Below are 15,658 nucleotides of genomic sequence, written 5' to 3' on the forward strand. Positions count from 1 at the left end.
ATCGAGATCGCTAGATTAAGGAAAAAAGCTAGTTCCTTCCCAGTGTCAAATTGCGGAGTTCGTCCGGTCGGGAAACCCGACCATGGAACGAACCCAAGCTAGATATCTGGGGTAGTGAGTGGATGGTGAATGGTGAATGGTGAATTGATTTATGATTTATTCAATCAACGGCTACAGGCGGGATGGTTGGTGGGGATCGATTGTAATGTAGCAATCGATCTAGCTACACAGAAATTAGGCCAGTTTAGCCAATCTCAGCCCAATTTTATCGCGATCGCGACACTCGATCCGATCGAATTCATCACCAGTTTGATGGCTGGGTGCCGTTTGGGGATACCGATCTTTTTAGGCAATCCACACTGGGGTACAGCGGAGTGGGATCGAGTCGCCAAATTAACCGCACAGGTAAATCGTCAGCATCACCATCAGATCGCTATTCCGACGGGAGGATCGTCTGGAGAAATCAAATTTGCGATCCATAGCTGGGAAACTCTGAGCGCATCGGTGTGGGGATTCCAGGAATTTTATGAAGTAGGTGAAATTAATGCCCTCTGTATATTACCGCTCTATCATGTGAGTGGTTTGATGCAGTTGTGGCGATCGCTTTTAACTGATGGTAAGTTATTTATCGTCGATTTTAATCAGTTTTGTAATGCTCCGAAGACATTTATCGATCGCATCGATCTCCAGCATTATTTTATCTCGCTCGTACCCACTCAATTATCGAAACTATTAGATTTAGATCCAAATTGGTTGACACAATTCCACACAATTTTACTCGGTGGTGCCCCGCCAAGTCTAGAGCTGTTGACTAGAGCGAGGATTGCCAAGTTACCATTAGCTTTAACCTATGGAATGACCGAAACTGCATCGCAAGTCACAAGTTTGAAACCCGCAGAATTTTTAGCTGGAAATAACAGTTGCGGCAGAGTTTTACCCCATGCAGAGATTGAATTAATTCGATCGGATGACAGTCAAGCAAGCTCGATCCGAATTAGGGCTAAATCATTAATGTTGGGTTATTTTCCCAATGTAGATGCACCAACTTATTTCGATCCTGACGATCTAGGTACATTCGATCGTGTAGCCGCTGTGGGGCTTGAATCTAGCTATTTAACTATTTTAGGTCGAAGTAGTGCCAAGATTATTACAGGTGGCGAAAATGTCTTTCCGATCGAGGTTATCGATCTAATTATGGGGACTGGATTAGTTGTCGATGTCTGGGTGCTGGGGTTGCCCGATCGCTATTGGGGACAGGTAGTGACGGCGATATATGTCCCAAACGATCCTCTAGTTTCAGGAGCGATCTTAGCACAGGCGATCGGCAGTAAGATTAGTAAATATAAAGTTCCTAAACAGTGGATTTCTGTCGATCGCATCCCGCGTAACTCTGTGGGAAAGATCTCGCTTCAGGAACTGTTAGAACTTATTAAAGATCGAAAATTTGAAATCTAAATTTTGTTAAATCCAAGTCGATAAATTTACTTTTTTGTACCTGTAGCAAAGCACCAATCGCTAACGGCTCGATCTGAATTGACTAGTGGATGAGGAGTTAGTGTAGTTTGATTTGGGCTGTGGCGGTGTGCTGGTTGCTTGAGTCGATCTGTTTTGCTGGGGGTGTAACGATCGGATTCGAGCGGGTTCAATTGTTTTGCCTGGGCTAAAATGGTTGAAATTTCTGGTGTGGGCAGACACCAATCTCTGCGGACAGCTAATAAATCGTTAGTCTGCGCCAGTAGTTGAGTAGATTGTTTGCGGAGTAGTACCCCAATTGGGCTAAATTCCCGCTCGATAACTTTATCGATTTCAGTCATGTATTTGCGGCTCGACTGTAGATTTACTTGCCAGCTTTGTCCTCTAAATTTAGTTTTAATCTCTAAATCGGTATCGATTAGTAACAAAGTTTTCGCAGCAATAGTACCCCCAATTAATAAACAGATAAATCCTGCTGCAATCCAGTTTGGAGAATTACTTTTATCGCTGTCTGAAGATTTCATCTTAATTGAGTGACGAGATGGACGAGTTCGGGGAGAACGAGTTTTTCCATACCTAACTGAACTGCGCCGCGCGAGCCAGGGAGCGAAAAGACGAGTAAGTGGTGATAGGTACCCGCAATCGCCCGTGAAGCGATCGCCCGCGATCCAATTTCCTGGTAACTAAGCCACCTAAAAATTTCACCAAATCCAGGTAAAGTTTTGGTGAGGACACTAGCAATCGCCTCATGGGTGGTATCGCGGGGGGATATACCCGTACCGCCATTGAAGACGATCGCACTAATAATTGGCTGGCTGTCGATCGCCATATTTAGTTCAGCCAAAATCTGGGTTGGCTCGTCTGGGATAATCTGATATCTACCAATTTTATGCCCAGCAGAGCGTAGTAGTTGCTTGACTAATTCACCACTGAGATCTGTGCTGGGTGTGCGGGTGTCACTGACAGTGATCGCCGCACAGTTGATTGAAATTTGGAGCGGATCTGGATGGGGTGGGGATGAGCGATCGAGCATGAGCTAATTAATTATTCAGCTTTGTCAAATCCTAGCCCATTTGCGGCTGAGTAGCGTTCCATAAACCGCATGAATCGATCCCACTCGGCGGTGGAGTTCATGATATAGATTGCTTCCAATGCTGCGGGTTTGCCATTGACAAATTTTGCTTTGACTTCACGAGTAGTAATCTCGCCTTCTTCATCAAGCATGTACATGCCTGTCACGTCTTCGTTGACCTCATTACCCAGGATCGCTGGATGGTCGAAATAAAATGTTGCTTTACCCTGTTCGCCGACGCGAGATTTGGTAAGCCGAACATCAGGCACAACAGGTTCGGTGATACCTCTGGAAAACTGGATCTCTACCATGAATAAGCTGGGATAATGTTATTTTCATATATTAGTCGATCGAGAGTTCCAAAATTGAATCAATTAAATCCCTATGCTTGGATCGATCGATCGTTAGCGACGATTAAACAGGCAAATTGGTATCGATCTCCCCAAGCGATCGCTAGTCTACCTGGTACTGAGGTGACAATCGCCGATCGGGTACTACTCAACTTTGGGAGTAATGACTACCTCGGTTTAGCAGGTGACGAGCGCGTAATTCGGGCGGCGATGGCGGCGACTCAGCAATTTGGCACGGGGGCAACAGGTTCGCGGTTGACGAGCGGACACAAGCAACTCCATCAAGATCTCGAATCCGCGATCGCGAGTTTAAAGGGCACTGAAGCTGCCTTAGTGTTTAGTTCGGGATATCTGGCAAATTTGGGGACGATCGCGGCTCTAGTGGGCAAGAAAGACCTGATCTTGAGCGATCGATTAAACCACTCTAGTCTCAAAAATGGGGCACTATTGAGTGGGGCAAAAACGATCGAATACGGTCACTGCGATGTAGACGATCTCCGTCAGCAGTTGCAGTTACATCGAGCTAATTACCGTCGCTGCCTAATTATTACTGATACTGTGTTTAGTATGGATGGCGATCTTTGTCCACTACCAGATGTTCTGGAGCTATCGATCGCCCATCATGCCATGCTACTGGTAGACGAAGCTCATGCCACAGGTATTTTTGGCAAAACTGGAGCGGGTATCGTCGAACATTACGATCTTGTGGGACAACCATTAATTGAAATGGGTACTTTAAGTAAAGCAATTGGTAGTTTGGGCGGCTATGTCGCAGGAAGTGCGAGTGCGATCGACTTTCTCAAAAACCGTTGTGCGAGCTGGATTTATACCACTGGACTATCCCCCGCCGATACCGCAGCGGCGATGGCAGCGATCGAGATAATTAGCACCACGCCCCAACTCCGGCAACAACTATGGCAAAACATCACATATTTCAAACAATCGATCGCCCAACGGCTGCCAGATCTGCACCTAATTCCCTCCGAGTCGCCGATCGTCTGTATCGAACTACCAGATCCTCAGACAGCAATACATCTAGCAGGTAAACTCAACCAATTAGGCATCTTTGCCCCAGCCATCCGTCCGCCGACAGTACCCACAAGTAGAATTAGACTCTCACTAATGGCAACACATCAACAGTTACAATTAGAGCAATTAACCACCGCGATCGGCTTAACCTTTGCCAAAACCAAAGTAAGCTAAAATGTCAATGAATCGGTTAGAGATCGAAATCCAAGTCACGATGCTAGTTACATCACTACGCCCGATTTTTTGAGTAGTTTTCATTAGACATCCTGAAAAATTAGCTCGAGATTGGCTAGGATCGACAACTCGATCGCTGTCCAGCATTAAGGTGCTTTTAACTAATGAGCTTCCTAAAACTACCCTCTACCCTCTACCCTCTACTCTTTACCCCCTAAGCCTAAAGCCTAAAGCCTAAAGCCTAAAGCCTAATTCCCCTACCCTCTAATTTTAAGTTTTGGCAAAACCAAACTCCCGCTTTGATTTTGAACAGGCAAACCAAGTCACTAAACAATTAGTGAACCAGATGCCCCAGTGGTTGCGACTGTCTTTCATCCGAAGTTGGGTGTTCTGGGCAATTATCACCTTAGGTATTTCTGGTGGACTAGTTTATCTAGCATTGGGATTAATCCTCAATCCAAATGCAGTGCCAAATTGCCCAGCAATATTCGTACCGATGTCCTCAGCATCCTTGCGAGTTTATTGTGGACAATTAGCCGCAAGCAAGCAAACCTTGCCGGATTTAGTCGCCGCGCTCAATCTCGTCAAAGATGTCGCCCCCGACGATCCCACGCGAGGATATGTCGATAGTAATATGCAGCGATGGTCGCTCGCAATTCTCAGATTGGCAGAAGCAAGCTATCAAGATGGTAAATATGATGAAGCAGTCAAAGCTGCCAAAAATGTCCCAAGTACTATTCCCGCCTACAAAATTGTCGCCAAGCGACTGGGACAATGGCAAGAAACTTGGAACAAAGGTGTCACACTCGATCGTCAAACTCGGGATTTATTAAATAGCTCGAAATGGGTAAATGCTTATGCAGTAGCAGTCAAATTAACCCGCTTAAATAATCGCTACTGGGCAACAACTAAATATCAAGAATTAGCCGATTTAGTCCAAATTGCTAAGGCTGACAATGCCAAACTAGATGAAGCACGTCAATTAATTAAAAATACTTCAGTAAAAACACTACTTAAAGCGATCGAAATAGCCAGTAAAATCGATGCTAAAAGTTTTGCACATACTGAAGCCCAAACAACGATCGGTAAAGCAGCGATCGAGATGCTCAAACTAGCTAAAGTCAAACTCGATGGCAAAGACTGGCAAGGTGCGATCGAAATCGCCACCAAAACCCCCGAAACCTCAGAAATTAAAACCGAACGGCAAGATCTGATAAGTTTGGCGCAAGCGCAGTCTCACGCAGTCAATGGCACTATTGCGGAATTAGAAACGGCGATCTCGCTGGTGCAAAGTATCCAAACTGATAGCTCCATGCACGCGAGATCCCAACAATCTCTAGATGGATGGCAACTCGAAATTCAGGATCTAGCAACGCTCCAACGCGCCCAGAGCGTCGCGGCAACTGGCAACATCAAAGATCTCCAAACCGCGATCGTTGAGGCTCAACGCATCCCTACCAGCAATCCGCGCGGTAAAGAAGCAGCTCAAATCGTCACCGAGTGGCGCAAGCGGATTGAAACAGTTCAAGATACGCCCTTCCTGCGGACAGCAGATAGTCTAGCCGCCAGCAGTACCGTCGAAGGAGTCCAAAATGCGATCGCTCAGTTGAGCCAAATTCGCCCAGGACGCGCTCTCTATCCCCAAGCGCAACAGAAGATCCAACAATGGACAGCCGATATCCAGCGCGCGGAAGATAGCCCAATCCTCGAACGAGCCGAAAGCATGGCTAGTAGTGGCGATCTCACTGCGGCGGTAACTATGGCGCAAAGAATTGGAGCAGGGCGGGCAATGTCGGCTCAAAGCCAAGAGCGGGTGCGCGATTGGCAAGCCCAACTTCAAGCCGCAAATAACCTCGCCGCCGCCCAAAAATTGGCGGAAAGTGGTACCCCCGAATCACTACTAGGAGCCATTCAAGCCGCCGCCCGCGTCCCCAGAAGTTCCGCCCTGCGCGGTCAAGCTCGACTGGCAATGGACAACTGGAGCGGGCAAATGCTAGAAGTCGCCCAAAGTACCGCCACCAGCAATCTTCGTCGCGCGATCGCGATCGCCAAAGTCATCCCCGATACTACCTCAGCCTACAGTTCTGCCCAAGTCTTTATTGAGCAATGGCAACAACAGCTCAATCCTCCCACCGAACCGCCTCAAATCAACCCAGATAATAATGGGCTGCCGAATTAGAGTGTTATTTGGTGGATGGTGAATGGTGAATGGTGGATGGTGGATGGGTAAAGGACGATCCTTTTCCTCTTAATCCTCTACCCTTTTGCCAGATCGAGTAACTCCCAACTAAAATCTAAAATGGAGCGAATGCCGCACCCCGCGACACACTAGCCATCCATACGCAGGGGAGTTTGAGGGGCGGCGTTCCGCTGTCTTGATTCGCTAAACCCTCGGCACAGCAGAGGAGCGCGAATCGCTCCTCAACGGGGGGTCTGGGGGTCGGAACCCCCAGATCCGGGTTCTGCCCCCACTAGAAATACTCGCAACTCGCAAGTTCTCTTCGTCTACCGATTAGCCTGTCACCAGCTATGTAGGCATGAGACTTAACCCGAAGTGAAGTTAATTAGAACGTCAGCAATGAGACAATTGGCAAATGAAATCGCCCACCAGCACGATCGATCTACTCCCCCACAGCCATAGAGAAGTTCGATAATAAAGATATTCAGATCTATTGAATTTTGACTATGGAAATCATTCGCATCCCTGTCTTATCAGATAATTATATCTTTCTGATCCTCGACCTCGATCGCCAAATTGCCGCAGTGGTCGATCCGGCTGAGACTGCACCAGTACTCGCCGAATTAGCCCGTCACCAAGTCCAGTTAGTCGCTATCTTTAATACTCACCATCACGGCGATCACGTTGGTGGCAACAAAGGATTAATCGCTGCATTTCCCGACGTACGCGTGTATGGTGGCGCAGAAGATCGAGGACGAATACCCGGACAACAAGTATACTTAGTCGATGGCGATCGCGTGGAATTTGGCGATCGCATTGGTGAGGTATTTTTTATCCCCGGACATACTCGCGCCCACATTGCTTATTATTTCCCCCCAGTTGAGAGCAATGTCCCAGGTGAATTATTTTGCGGGGATACCATTTTTGCTGGGGGCTGTGGTCGATTATTTGAAGGGACTCCAGCCCAAATGGTCGGCTCAATGACCAAGTTACGCCAGTTACCAGATGATACGCGGATCTGGTGCGCCCATGAGTATACCTTGAGCAATCTCAAATTTGCCGTCACCGTCGATCCTGAAAATCAAGAACTCCAACAGCGACTAGTTGATGTCACCGCCGCACGCGATCGGCTCATCCCTACCGTCCCTACCGATCTGGGGGTGGAAAAGCGGACTAATCCCTTTCTGCGATGGGATAACGCGGCACTGCAAGCCAGTGTCGCCAGTCACGATCCGATCGAAACCTTTGCGCGGATTCGTGGGCGCAAAGACCAATTTTAGGTCAATTGTTACTTAACAGTTAACTGTACCAGTTATCAGCTAAAATTAGGTGCATTTGGTGAATGTTGAGAGGTAGCGTCAATGAAACTTAGAGTACAGCAGGTTGGGATTGTGGGGATAGCGATCGCAGCTAGTTTTTTGACAGTAAGCTGTACTAGTGACAAGTTATCTCAGTGTGCCAGTATGATCGAAGTAGTCAATCAAACAGTGATCGATACCAAAACTACTACTGAATCTGGCACTAAGGGGGATGTACCAACGATCGAAAAACTCGTCGGTATTTTTGATAAAGCCGCAAAGGATCTCAGTTCGGTCAACGTCAGTGACGAAAAGCTCAAGACTTATCAAAGTCAATTTTTGACGATGTATCAAGGTGCGACTGAAATCAACAAGCAACTCGTCGCCAGTATCAAAGAGCGCAAGTCCACCAAGGTACACGAAAGTTTACGAAAATCTCGCAATATTTTTAGTCCCGAACGCGATCTCGCCACGGGACTAACTCAATATTGCAAAGCACCTGAAAAGTAGTAATTTTATCCAACTAAGTTGGGTAAAATGAGTCGAGGATCGATCGGAGCAATCGTGCCCACAATACAGATACTAGGCACCGTCCAAACCCCTAAAACCTAAAACCTAAAACCTACTTCTCATGCTTGACTTCTACAATCATGTGGACATTTCCGCGTGGTGAAAAATCAGCTCTGACAGTAATCTGATGGGGGTCAGCGATCGCTATAAAATCATCTAAGATTTGATTGGTAACTTCTTCATGGGAGATATATCGATCGCGGAAACTATTGATATATAGTTTCAATGCCTTGAGTTCTACTACCTTTTGGTCTGGTACGTAGATAATCCCAATCGTGGCGAAGTCGGGATAGCCAGAAAAGGGACATTTACAAGTAAACTCTGGCAAACTAATCTCCACATTGTAACGTCGTCCCATCCGAGGGTTGGGAAAAGTAATCAGTTCGCCGTTGATGATTTCCCGTTCTCCATACTTCATCTCGATCGGATTTGCGGCTATGTTGTCCTGGCTCATGTCATTAGTGATTGGTTATCTTCCTAGTTTAGATCGTTCTCGCCTTCCCAATCGGTGCAGGTATCGCTATTACAGCCATAAGGGTGCATCCCACAAACTAGCAAGTTGCCACCATAGACGGAACCATTGTAATTGAGACAACCCACACAAGCTGGATTGATTGCCGGATCTGGTGTCGGGTAGGTTGAGAGGGGAATGTCCCAGTTAAAGGGTGTCGGTGCTTCAAAGTCTGATTCTAATTCTTGCCAGATTTCTGCCAACACTTCCGTCAGTTCATCCCATTGGAGATTAAAAATTTCTGTCGCTCCGGTGGCAACTTCTTCTACTAGTTCTGTGAGTTCGCGACCAAATCCATCAAACAGCTCAGTTACATCTTTCAACACGGCAGCGATTTCGTTTTGCCATTCTTCCATAGCGAACACCTAGTAATTGTGTCTGGGTCTAACTCTAAATTGTACGACGCTCTCAGGCAAGATGCGCCAATGAGTTACTATAATTTAGCTGGAAATGCGATCTCAACTCAATTCTAGTATTACCCACGATCGGGATTTTATTTTCTTACTATAAATCTCAATTTTATTCTTGTAATGCTACAAACCTTAATGCGATCGATGCCTACCTGAAATGTCATATTTTTGGTGCATTTCTCGAACTAAATCCCCGCAGTGGAGAGTCCGACGGGGTTTAGACCGTTTTTTTTAGTTTCCATCAGACCAAGACAAAGACAACGCTTCAATCGTCACAGAACCACCTTAAAATCGACCGCCCGATCTCCAATGCGGATAAACCAGGTCTGAGCATCAGGGACTCTGGCAAGAAGGATCGGCTTAGGGTGGCGATGTTACGCCACAAGATCGTAGTGACTTCTGCAAATTCACCAACCTCACCAAAAGACGGCTGCCACGGTTGACGAATGGGTACAGATGTGCATGTTTATGACAGATCGATCGAGCTTTTCACTAGAGAAACTGTTTATGATTGGAATAGGTCAGATGAAAATTCAAACCAATTAGCAGGACAGACATGGATATTTTATCAAATACCGTTGCCCTCACGCGAATGCAGTTTGCTTTAACAGCTCTTTTCCACATGCTGTGGCCTGTTCTTACAACAGGGATGTCCATCTATCTGGTAGTGCTCGAAGGGCTGTGGTTGAAAACGCGCCTTCCTGATTACTACTATCACATCCGGTTTTGGTCGAGGCTGTTTCTCTTGAATTTCGGGATTGGGGTCGCGACAGGGTTGCCACTAGAGTTTCAGTTTGGCACCAACTGGGGGCCTTTTTCCGAAGCTGTCGGGGACTTTTTTGGGAGTGTTTTAGGTTTTGAAGCTTCGATGGCGTTTATGCTCGAAGCTGGATTCTTGGGGATCATGATGTTTGGTTGGGGACGAGTATCGCCCATCATTCACTACTTCGCTACCATCATGGTGGCTTTTGGTGCCAACCTGTCGATCTTCTGGATTGTATCGGCAAACTCGTGGATGCAAACGCCCGCTGGCGGCGATATGGTCAAGGGCAAGTTTGTAGTTAGTGATTACTTTCAAGCAATTCTCAATCCCTTCATGGTCAAAAGTGTTGCCCACATGTTCTTGGCAACACTCGAAACATCACTATTTCTCATTGGTGGGATCAGTGCTTGGTATATTCTCAAAGGACGGCATCAAGCCTTTTTTAGTCAATCTTTGAAGATTGCGATCGCGACAGTAATTGCGGTAGCACCACTCCAAATCTATCTGGGGCATCTCAGTGCCGAGCAAGTCGCTCAGTATCAGCCGACGAAACTAGCAGCAATGGAATCTAAGTGGGAAAGTAGTCCCGCTGGTAAGCCTGCTGACTGGAGCTTATTGGCAATCCCTGACGAAGCTCACAACCGGAACTCCTGGGAACTCACCGTGCCAAATGGCTTGGGTTATATCCTAGAATTTCGGAAGAATCTCACCATCCCCGTACCAGGACTAAATGAATGGGCGAGAAACGATCGACCCAAGATGGTGGGACTGATTTACTACTCCTTTCGGGTGATGATTGGGATTGGTTTCGTGCTCACAGGAGTGATGCTCTGGAGTGTCTGGCAGTGGTATCGGGGCAAACTTGCACCCGCAGAGATTGGAGCGCAGAAGTGGTTGCTACGAGCTTGGATGTTGGTTGCACCCTTGGGCTATATTGCGATCGAGTCTGGCTGGATCGTGCGTTGCGTCGGACGACAACCTTGGGTACTATATGGCAAAATCCGCACGGCAGATGGGGTATCCAATCTGCCAGCTACCAATGTCCTGACGACGATAATTCTCTTTACTACGGTCTACTCAATTTTGTTGTTCACGACGTTATATTTTGCCAGTCGCATCATCGGCGAAGGGCCGAATTTTGAGCTACCATTACCAGGCACGGACGGTCAATTTGTCATCAATACAGAACCAGCAGAATCAATCCCAGATCGACGACCAGTAGAAGCACAACAGTAGGGAGATTTCATGGACGCGTTATTACATTTTCTACCAGAAGTTTGGTTTGTGATTTTGGGTTTGTTTCTGTTTCTGTATGTGATCCTCGATGGGTTCGATCTGGGGGTGGGAATTCTCTCTCTGACTAGCTCTGATGAAGAACGCCGCAGTATTTTGATGACTAGTTTAGGAAATATTTGGGATGCCAATGAAACTTGGCTAGTCGTCATGGCTGGAGCCTTATTTGGGGCATTTCCCCTGGCATATGGCACAATTCTAACTGCTCTATATATGCCCATTTTTATCATGATCTTTGGGCTAATTTTTCGGGCAGTAGCATTTGAATTTCGGGAGCATTCTACTAATAAACTCTTTTGGAACTATGCCTTTGGAATCGGTAGTTTCATCGCTGCTTTGGGGCAAGGTTTTGCGCTGGGTAGTGTGATTGAAGGGATTACAGTCGATGCTGCTGGTCATTTTACTGGTTCTACCTGGGATTGGCTCGACTGGCGATCGCTCTTAGTCGCCCTCACCCTGATTCAAGGCTATGTATTGATCGGTTCTACCTACTTAATTTTGAAGACTGAAGGAGAGCTACAAAAAACTCACTTTCGCACTGCCAAAATTGCAGCGATTACGACATTTATCGGGGCAGTTTTGATTACGATCGTTACTCCCATAGTTTATGAGGCAACGCGGACACGGCTGTTTGCGGCACCACAGGTATATGTATTTGCGGCGATTCCATTACTAGGTGTGTTATTAATTTGGTTGCTGTTGACAAGCATCGATCGCGAAGAAGAGCGCACCCCATTTGTCTGGACGCTGCTAATTTTCTTACTTAGTTTTATCGGTTTAGGACTAATTGTATTTCCTTACGTTATTCCGACCCAAATCACTATTTATCAAGCCGCAGCTTCGCCTAGTGCCTTGGTATTTATGCTGACTTTTGTAGGGGTACTGATTCCGATTATGTTGTTCTACAACATCTATAACTATCTGGTATTCCGAGGTAAAGTCGTAACTGAGAATTACTAAAACCTTACTTTCAAACAAGTAACTAACCAGAGAAATCCGATCCCATATCCAACAATAATATTTGTGGGATAGTGGACTCCTAAATACAAGCGAGTCAAACCGATCGCGATAATTAATAAACTTGCAGCAGCATAAACAATATATTTATGCTGCTGCATTTCTTTAGCTAATATATAAGCAATAAAACCATATACAACCATCGAACCAACTGCATGACCGCTAGGAAAAGAGAAGGAAGTTTTGGTAATTAATCGGTGCCATAATTCAGGGCGAGGTTTGGCAAAAAATAACTTCATTACTCGATCGATTAACACTCCACCCACACAGACGATCGTAAATCTAATTCCGTCCGAATATCGCCGCTTCATTACCAGCCAAACGATCGTCATGATAAAAATTGTGACTACAGTTGGCGGATCGCCAAGAGCTGTAAAAAATAGAAAAATGCGATTACCTCCGGTAGGCTACGCCAACGAGTTGTGGGTTAGTAAATTGATGAATCCACAATAAAAAAGATCGATCGAAACTAAATACTTCTTTTCCCACACTTCAGTACACAGCCAAGCAACAATACCCAGAATTACTAGATACCCAATTAGGAATACCCCTTGCTTTCGCAGGCTATTAATTAAATTATGGCGATTGTCGCGAAAATAGTGCATTGGAGATTACCTTAATAAGATCGCTTTATTTGTTGGCGTACTTTCTCAGATTGGCACGGTTGCGGATATTGTCTCTTCTGGCTTGCGTCCTCAATCTTTATTGAACTGAATTATTGAGCTAAGATTCAATGGCAAATCTACATTAAGTTTACCAACTTTATCGACTAATTTTTGCTGTCGATCGAACCATTCAAATTGTCGATCGGATAAAGCTAGATTGCTACCTGTAAATTTATCACCGACGCTCGATCGCCCACTTTGAAGTTCGACACGAGTAGCCGCAACTTTAGCTAAGATTACTAATTCTTTACTCAAACTTTGCCGGAGACTATAGCCAAATACAAACCGCACTGCGATCGCAAATACTCCCAAGATTGTGGTAAACACGCCCAGATAAGCAAGTAATAATTGCCAGCGCAATCGATCGAACATAACTATCACCTCTAAAATAACCGATCGAGAGTAGAGATCGAGTATTTCAAAATTAAGTTGACGTAGGGTGTGTTAGGCGCAAGCCGTAACGCACCAATATCCGATTCTAGGGATCTGATTCAGGATCGCTATATTAGCGATCGAGTATTTCAAAATTGATAAAATAAGTTAAAATTGCTGCACCGTATCGATTTTAATTGATGGGCATTGGCAATCCTAATAGGACGGCATTCGATCGAACAATTATTAATATTCATTCGATCGCCGCTGTCAGGCTTATTGTATAATATTACAAATTGCGATCGAGATGTTGTTATAACTATTCCTATGACTCGATTTCCTTATGATGTCTTGACGCGCTAAACCGTCGGGGAACCCGACGAGCGCGCGTCGCTGAATTTGCCAAAGGAAAGTGAATGAGGCTCAGGCTTTAATCCTTCGTCAATTAAAGCGACGGTTGGGGAATGTGTCGATCGATCTAGAAGCACAAATTAAAGCTTTACCTTTGATACAATTAGAGGATTTGGGTGAAGCATTATTAGATTTTAGTCAGATGAGCGATTTGGTGGCTTGCTTGGATGTCGATCGAGCGCAAGGATAGATTAAAATTCTCGATCGCGGAGCATGTCAGTGACGCTCGAGTTAAGATATACCCGATCTATATTAGAGAGCAACTATGGGAACGATCGAGAGAACAAGCCAAAGTTATTGCTCCTTAAAGGGTTGCTGGTGGGCACTGCTCACCATACATTTCTAAAAGCAAGTTGATGGTACTCAAATGACTCAAGATCCCCAACCAAAAATCGATCGTCAACGAGAACATCAAGCGAATGAGCGCACTTTTCTAGCATGGCTCCGAACTTCGATCGCGCTGATTGGTTTTGGGTTTGCGATTTCCCGCTTCGGTTTATTCCTCCGCCAGATTCATCTCGCGTTAACTCAACAAGAATATCCAACAGATCTGATTTTTAACTCGGAGAATTTGGGAATTGGCTTGGTGGTAGTTGGCATTGTGACGATTGCGATCGCGGCATGGCGGTATAGTCAAGTACTGCGACAGATCGAGCGCGGTAATTATCGCCCAAGCCCGATGTTAATTTGGGTTGTGGCGGTGGTTGTGATGATTTTGGGATCGCTAAGTATTCCCCTAGTTTTATGGCGCACTAGAGTGCCGAAATCGGTTACTCCTAAACCTGTACAACCTCAGTTGAGACAGCTAAGGCGATAACCGACTCCATAGATTGTTTCAACGATATCCCGTTGATAGCCAGCTTTTTTTAGCTTGCGCCTGAGGTTTGTGAGATGAGTTTTGATGGTTTGTTCTCCAGATATTTTATCAAATTCCCATAACCTGTCGAGTAATGCCGATCGACTAGCAGTATTCTCATAGAGTGCCCCTTTATTTCGATTTAAATCAACAAACATCCGGCGGCAAGTGAGTTTTGGGAGCTTCTTTCTTTAGCTTCTGGGCGATTGAATCTTCCAAGCTTTGGCGAGAGATCTCTTTGCCGATGTCTAGATTTTGAGAGTTATTGAGAAATACAATTCGATCGATCTCTGGAATAGCCAGCAAGTAAAATAATAACTGAATTACGGGCACTTCGACGGCTAATTGACTAGCTAGCGAACCATTGTCAAATATACTAATATCTTCAGTTCGGATAAATGCGTAAATGACTTTGATTTCTAGATTGGGTTGGCGATGGTGCCTGAGGGTTGTAATTACAGATTCACCCTGCGGACTTTGACAGATATAATAGGTAGTCTGGGGTAAAGTTGCCGCTAGTTGCTGCAAGATTGGCGCGATCGCCCTTACACTCATTCGGCTCTCAACATCTGGCGCACCATCAATTAATGCTTGTACTTGTTGTTCTAGGTTCATCGGGATTAGGCTTTAGGCTTTAGGTGTTAGGGATTAGGAATTAGGTATTAGGTATTGGGTATTAGGTGTTAGACGTTAGATGTTGAGCATATAGATATATAGCAATCCTATTTGATTTACTGAGAAAAATGATACTGGTGAATCTTGGGGAAATTAAATTTTGAAGAGTCATAAAATAACTCAAATAGCTTTTTAACAGCCCAAAAAGACTTACATAAATATCAGTATTTTATCAAAAAGTTCTTCGCTTATAGCCAAATATCTTCAACCGGATTTTGTTGAGGAGCATTTGGCGCAAATAGGATGCAAGTAACTTCTAGATTATCTGGTGACTTGGATTGATTGACTACCGATCGCGCCTTGGTCTCCTAGTTTAATTCCTGCTATTCCTCCGACCTTAAAAGCTCTTTTCCAGTCCCTAACAAAGCTTGTACTTACACCTAATAAGTGTGCTATTATGCGATCGGAATATCCTTCGAGCGACATTTTCACGGCCAAGGCTCTTTTTAGTTCTCTGGGATCTGAATTGCTTTTAATCAAACCTTCCAGGCGGACGATCTTGTCAGATTTTTCTTGCTGTTTTATCAGGAGATTATCCAT

General features: G+C 45.4%; 18 protein-coding genes and 1 pseudogene. 9 read left to right on the top strand and 10 right to left on the bottom strand.

What is annotated here, in order from left to right; translation table 11 throughout:
* Nucleotides 1-129: 129 nt before the first annotated feature.
* Nucleotides 130-1,455: an AMP-binding protein gene (locus tag ACEW9J_RS05930; RefSeq protein WP_373544213.1), complete on the top strand. Its 1,326-nt coding sequence runs from the start codon at nucleotides 130-132 to the stop codon at nucleotides 1,453-1,455.
* Nucleotides 1,456-1,481: 26 nt separating this feature from the next.
* Here the strand turns inward: ACEW9J_RS05930 and ACEW9J_RS05935 are convergent, their stop codons facing one another.
* Genes ACEW9J_RS05935 through psb28 form a run of 3 tightly spaced genes read right to left on the bottom strand, consistent with a single transcriptional unit; the run spans nucleotide 1,482 to nucleotide 2,856 of the window.
* A complete protein-coding gene (locus tag ACEW9J_RS05935; RefSeq protein ID WP_373544214.1) occupies nucleotides 1,482-1,997 on the bottom strand; it encodes a hypothetical protein in 516 nt (171 codons plus the stop codon).
* A complete protein-coding gene (locus ACEW9J_RS05940) occupies nucleotides 1,994-2,506 on the bottom strand; it encodes a molybdenum cofactor biosynthesis protein B (protein WP_373544215.1) in 513 nt (170 codons plus the stop codon). The genes ACEW9J_RS05935 and ACEW9J_RS05940 overlap by 4 nt, the downstream gene beginning before the upstream one ends.
* 11 nt (nucleotides 2,507-2,517) lie before the next feature.
* Entirely contained in the window at nucleotides 2,518-2,856 is a 339-nt protein-coding gene (gene psb28, locus ACEW9J_RS05945) for a photosystem II reaction center protein Psb28 (protein WP_373544216.1), read from the bottom strand.
* Between the two features lie 15 nt (nucleotides 2,857-2,871).
* On the opposite strand from psb28, the gene bioF reads away from it, so the two are divergent.
* The 4 genes from bioF (at nucleotide 2,872) to ACEW9J_RS05965 (ending at nucleotide 8,085) form a co-directional block, all read left to right on the top strand.
* Nucleotides 2,872-4,098 carry an 8-amino-7-oxononanoate synthase gene (gene bioF, locus ACEW9J_RS05950; protein WP_373544217.1) on the top strand — a complete coding sequence of 409 codons (1,227 nt, stop codon included), beginning with the start codon at nucleotides 2,872-2,874 and terminating at the stop codon, nucleotides 4,096-4,098.
* Between the two features lie 277 nt (nucleotides 4,099-4,375).
* Entirely contained in the window at nucleotides 4,376-6,277 is a 1,902-nt protein-coding gene (locus ACEW9J_RS05955) for a chromosome segregation ATPase (RefSeq protein WP_373544218.1), read from the top strand.
* 506 nt (nucleotides 6,278-6,783) lie between these two features.
* Entirely contained in the window at nucleotides 6,784-7,557 is a 774-nt protein-coding gene (gene gloB / locus ACEW9J_RS05960) for a hydroxyacylglutathione hydrolase (protein ID WP_373544219.1), read from the top strand.
* An 81-nt stretch (nucleotides 7,558-7,638) separates the two neighbouring features.
* Complete coding sequence (locus ACEW9J_RS05965) at nucleotides 7,639-8,085, top strand: hypothetical protein (RefSeq protein WP_373544220.1); 447 nt, start codon at nucleotides 7,639-7,641, stop codon at nucleotides 8,083-8,085.
* Nucleotides 8,086-8,197: 112 nt separating this feature from the next.
* Here ACEW9J_RS05965 and queF read toward each other — a convergent pair whose 3' ends face one another.
* A complete protein-coding gene (queF, locus tag ACEW9J_RS05970; RefSeq protein WP_373544221.1) occupies nucleotides 8,198-8,599 on the bottom strand; it encodes a preQ(1) synthase in 402 nt (133 codons plus the stop codon).
* Nucleotides 8,600-8,622: 23 nt separating this feature from the next.
* Nucleotides 8,623-9,012: a hypothetical protein gene (locus tag ACEW9J_RS05975; protein WP_373544222.1), complete on the bottom strand. Its 390-nt coding sequence runs from the start codon at nucleotides 9,010-9,012 to the stop codon at nucleotides 8,623-8,625.
* A gap of 610 nt (nucleotides 9,013-9,622) precedes the next feature.
* On the opposite strand from ACEW9J_RS05975, the gene ACEW9J_RS05980 reads away from it, so the two are divergent.
* Entirely contained in the window at nucleotides 9,623-11,065 is a 1,443-nt protein-coding gene (locus ACEW9J_RS05980; RefSeq protein WP_373544223.1) for a cytochrome ubiquinol oxidase subunit I, read from the top strand.
* A gap of 9 nt (nucleotides 11,066-11,074) precedes the next feature.
* Nucleotides 11,075-12,082, top strand: a complete 1,008-nt coding sequence (cydB, locus tag ACEW9J_RS05985; RefSeq protein WP_373544224.1) for a cytochrome d ubiquinol oxidase subunit II — start codon at nucleotides 11,075-11,077, stop codon at nucleotides 12,080-12,082.
* Here cydB and ACEW9J_RS05990 read toward each other — a convergent pair.
* Nucleotides 12,079-12,471, bottom strand: coding sequence for a phosphatase PAP2 family protein (locus ACEW9J_RS05990; protein WP_373544225.1), 393 nt, complete (start codon nucleotides 12,469-12,471; stop codon nucleotides 12,079-12,081). The genes cydB and ACEW9J_RS05990 overlap by 4 nt on opposite strands.
* Nucleotides 12,472-12,834: 363 nt before the next feature.
* Entirely contained in the window at nucleotides 12,835-13,176 is a 342-nt protein-coding gene (locus ACEW9J_RS05995) for a hypothetical protein (protein WP_373544226.1), read from the bottom strand.
* Between the two features lie 412 nt (nucleotides 13,177-13,588).
* On the opposite strand from ACEW9J_RS05995, the gene ACEW9J_RS06000 reads away from it, so the two are divergent.
* A complete protein-coding gene (locus ACEW9J_RS06000; RefSeq protein WP_373544227.1) occupies nucleotides 13,589-13,777 on the top strand; it encodes a DUF4351 domain-containing protein in 189 nt (62 codons plus the stop codon).
* 177 nt (nucleotides 13,778-13,954) lie between these two features.
* On the top strand, nucleotides 13,955-14,404 hold the full coding sequence (locus tag ACEW9J_RS06005; RefSeq protein ID WP_373544228.1) for a YidH family protein: 450 nt from the start codon (nucleotides 13,955-13,957) through the stop codon (nucleotides 14,402-14,404).
* On the opposite strand, the pseudogene ACEW9J_RS06010 reads toward ACEW9J_RS06005, so the two are convergent.
* The 3 genes and pseudogenes from ACEW9J_RS06010 to ACEW9J_RS06020 form a co-directional block, all read right to left on the bottom strand.
* A pseudogene (locus tag ACEW9J_RS06010) lies at nucleotides 14,380-14,550 on the bottom strand (winged helix-turn-helix domain-containing protein); the annotation flags it as partial. The gene ACEW9J_RS06005 and the pseudogene ACEW9J_RS06010 overlap by 25 nt on opposite strands.
* Before the next feature lie 40 nt (nucleotides 14,551-14,590).
* Nucleotides 14,591-15,058, bottom strand: coding sequence for a hypothetical protein (locus ACEW9J_RS06015; protein WP_373544229.1), 468 nt, complete (start codon nucleotides 15,056-15,058; stop codon nucleotides 14,591-14,593).
* A gap of 321 nt (nucleotides 15,059-15,379) precedes the next feature.
* Nucleotides 15,380-15,658 (bottom strand): transposase (locus tag ACEW9J_RS06020; RefSeq protein ID WP_373544230.1); only part of this gene is annotated, 279 nt, incomplete at its 5' end.

The organism is Chamaesiphon sp., assembly GCF_041737865.1.
Lineage (GTDB): Bacteria > Cyanobacteriota > Cyanobacteriia > Cyanobacteriales > Chamaesiphonaceae > Chamaesiphon.

Coding starts and splice junctions, on each gene's coding strand:
- ACEW9J_RS06005 (WP_373544228.1), top strand. CDS start 13,955: ATGACTCAAGATCCCCAACCAAAAATCGATCGTCAACGAGAACATCAA.
- ACEW9J_RS05965 (WP_373544220.1), top strand. CDS start 7,639: ATGAAACTTAGAGTACAGCAGGTTGGGATTGTGGGGATAGCGATCGCA.
- psb28 (WP_373544216.1), bottom strand. CDS start 2,856: ATGGTAGAGATCCAGTTTTCCAGAGGTATCACCGAACCTGTTGTGCCT.
- ACEW9J_RS05980 (WP_373544223.1), top strand. CDS start 9,623: ATGGATATTTTATCAAATACCGTTGCCCTCACGCGAATGCAGTTTGCT.
- ACEW9J_RS06015 (WP_373544229.1), bottom strand. CDS start 15,058: ATGAACCTAGAACAACAAGTACAAGCATTAATTGATGGTGCGCCAGAT.
- ACEW9J_RS05940 (WP_373544215.1), bottom strand. CDS start 2,506: ATGCTCGATCGCTCATCCCCACCCCATCCAGATCCGCTCCAAATTTCA.
- bioF (WP_373544217.1), top strand. CDS start 2,872: ATGTTATTTTCATATATTAGTCGATCGAGAGTTCCAAAATTGAATCAA.
- queF (WP_373544221.1), bottom strand. CDS start 8,599: ATGAGCCAGGACAACATAGCCGCAAATCCGATCGAGATGAAGTATGGA.
- ACEW9J_RS05995 (WP_373544226.1), bottom strand. CDS start 13,176: ATGTTCGATCGATTGCGCTGGCAATTATTACTTGCTTATCTGGGCGTG.
- cydB (WP_373544224.1), top strand. CDS start 11,075: ATGGACGCGTTATTACATTTTCTACCAGAAGTTTGGTTTGTGATTTTG.
- ACEW9J_RS05930 (WP_373544213.1), top strand. CDS start 130: ATGGTGAATGGTGAATTGATTTATGATTTATTCAATCAACGGCTACAG.
- gloB (WP_373544219.1), top strand. CDS start 6,784: ATGGAAATCATTCGCATCCCTGTCTTATCAGATAATTATATCTTTCTG.
- ACEW9J_RS05990 (WP_373544225.1), bottom strand. CDS start 12,471: ATGACGATCGTTTGGCTGGTAATGAAGCGGCGATATTCGGACGGAATT.
- ACEW9J_RS05975 (WP_373544222.1), bottom strand. CDS start 9,012: ATGGAAGAATGGCAAAACGAAATCGCTGCCGTGTTGAAAGATGTAACT.
- ACEW9J_RS05935 (WP_373544214.1), bottom strand. CDS start 1,997: ATGAAATCTTCAGACAGCGATAAAAGTAATTCTCCAAACTGGATTGCA.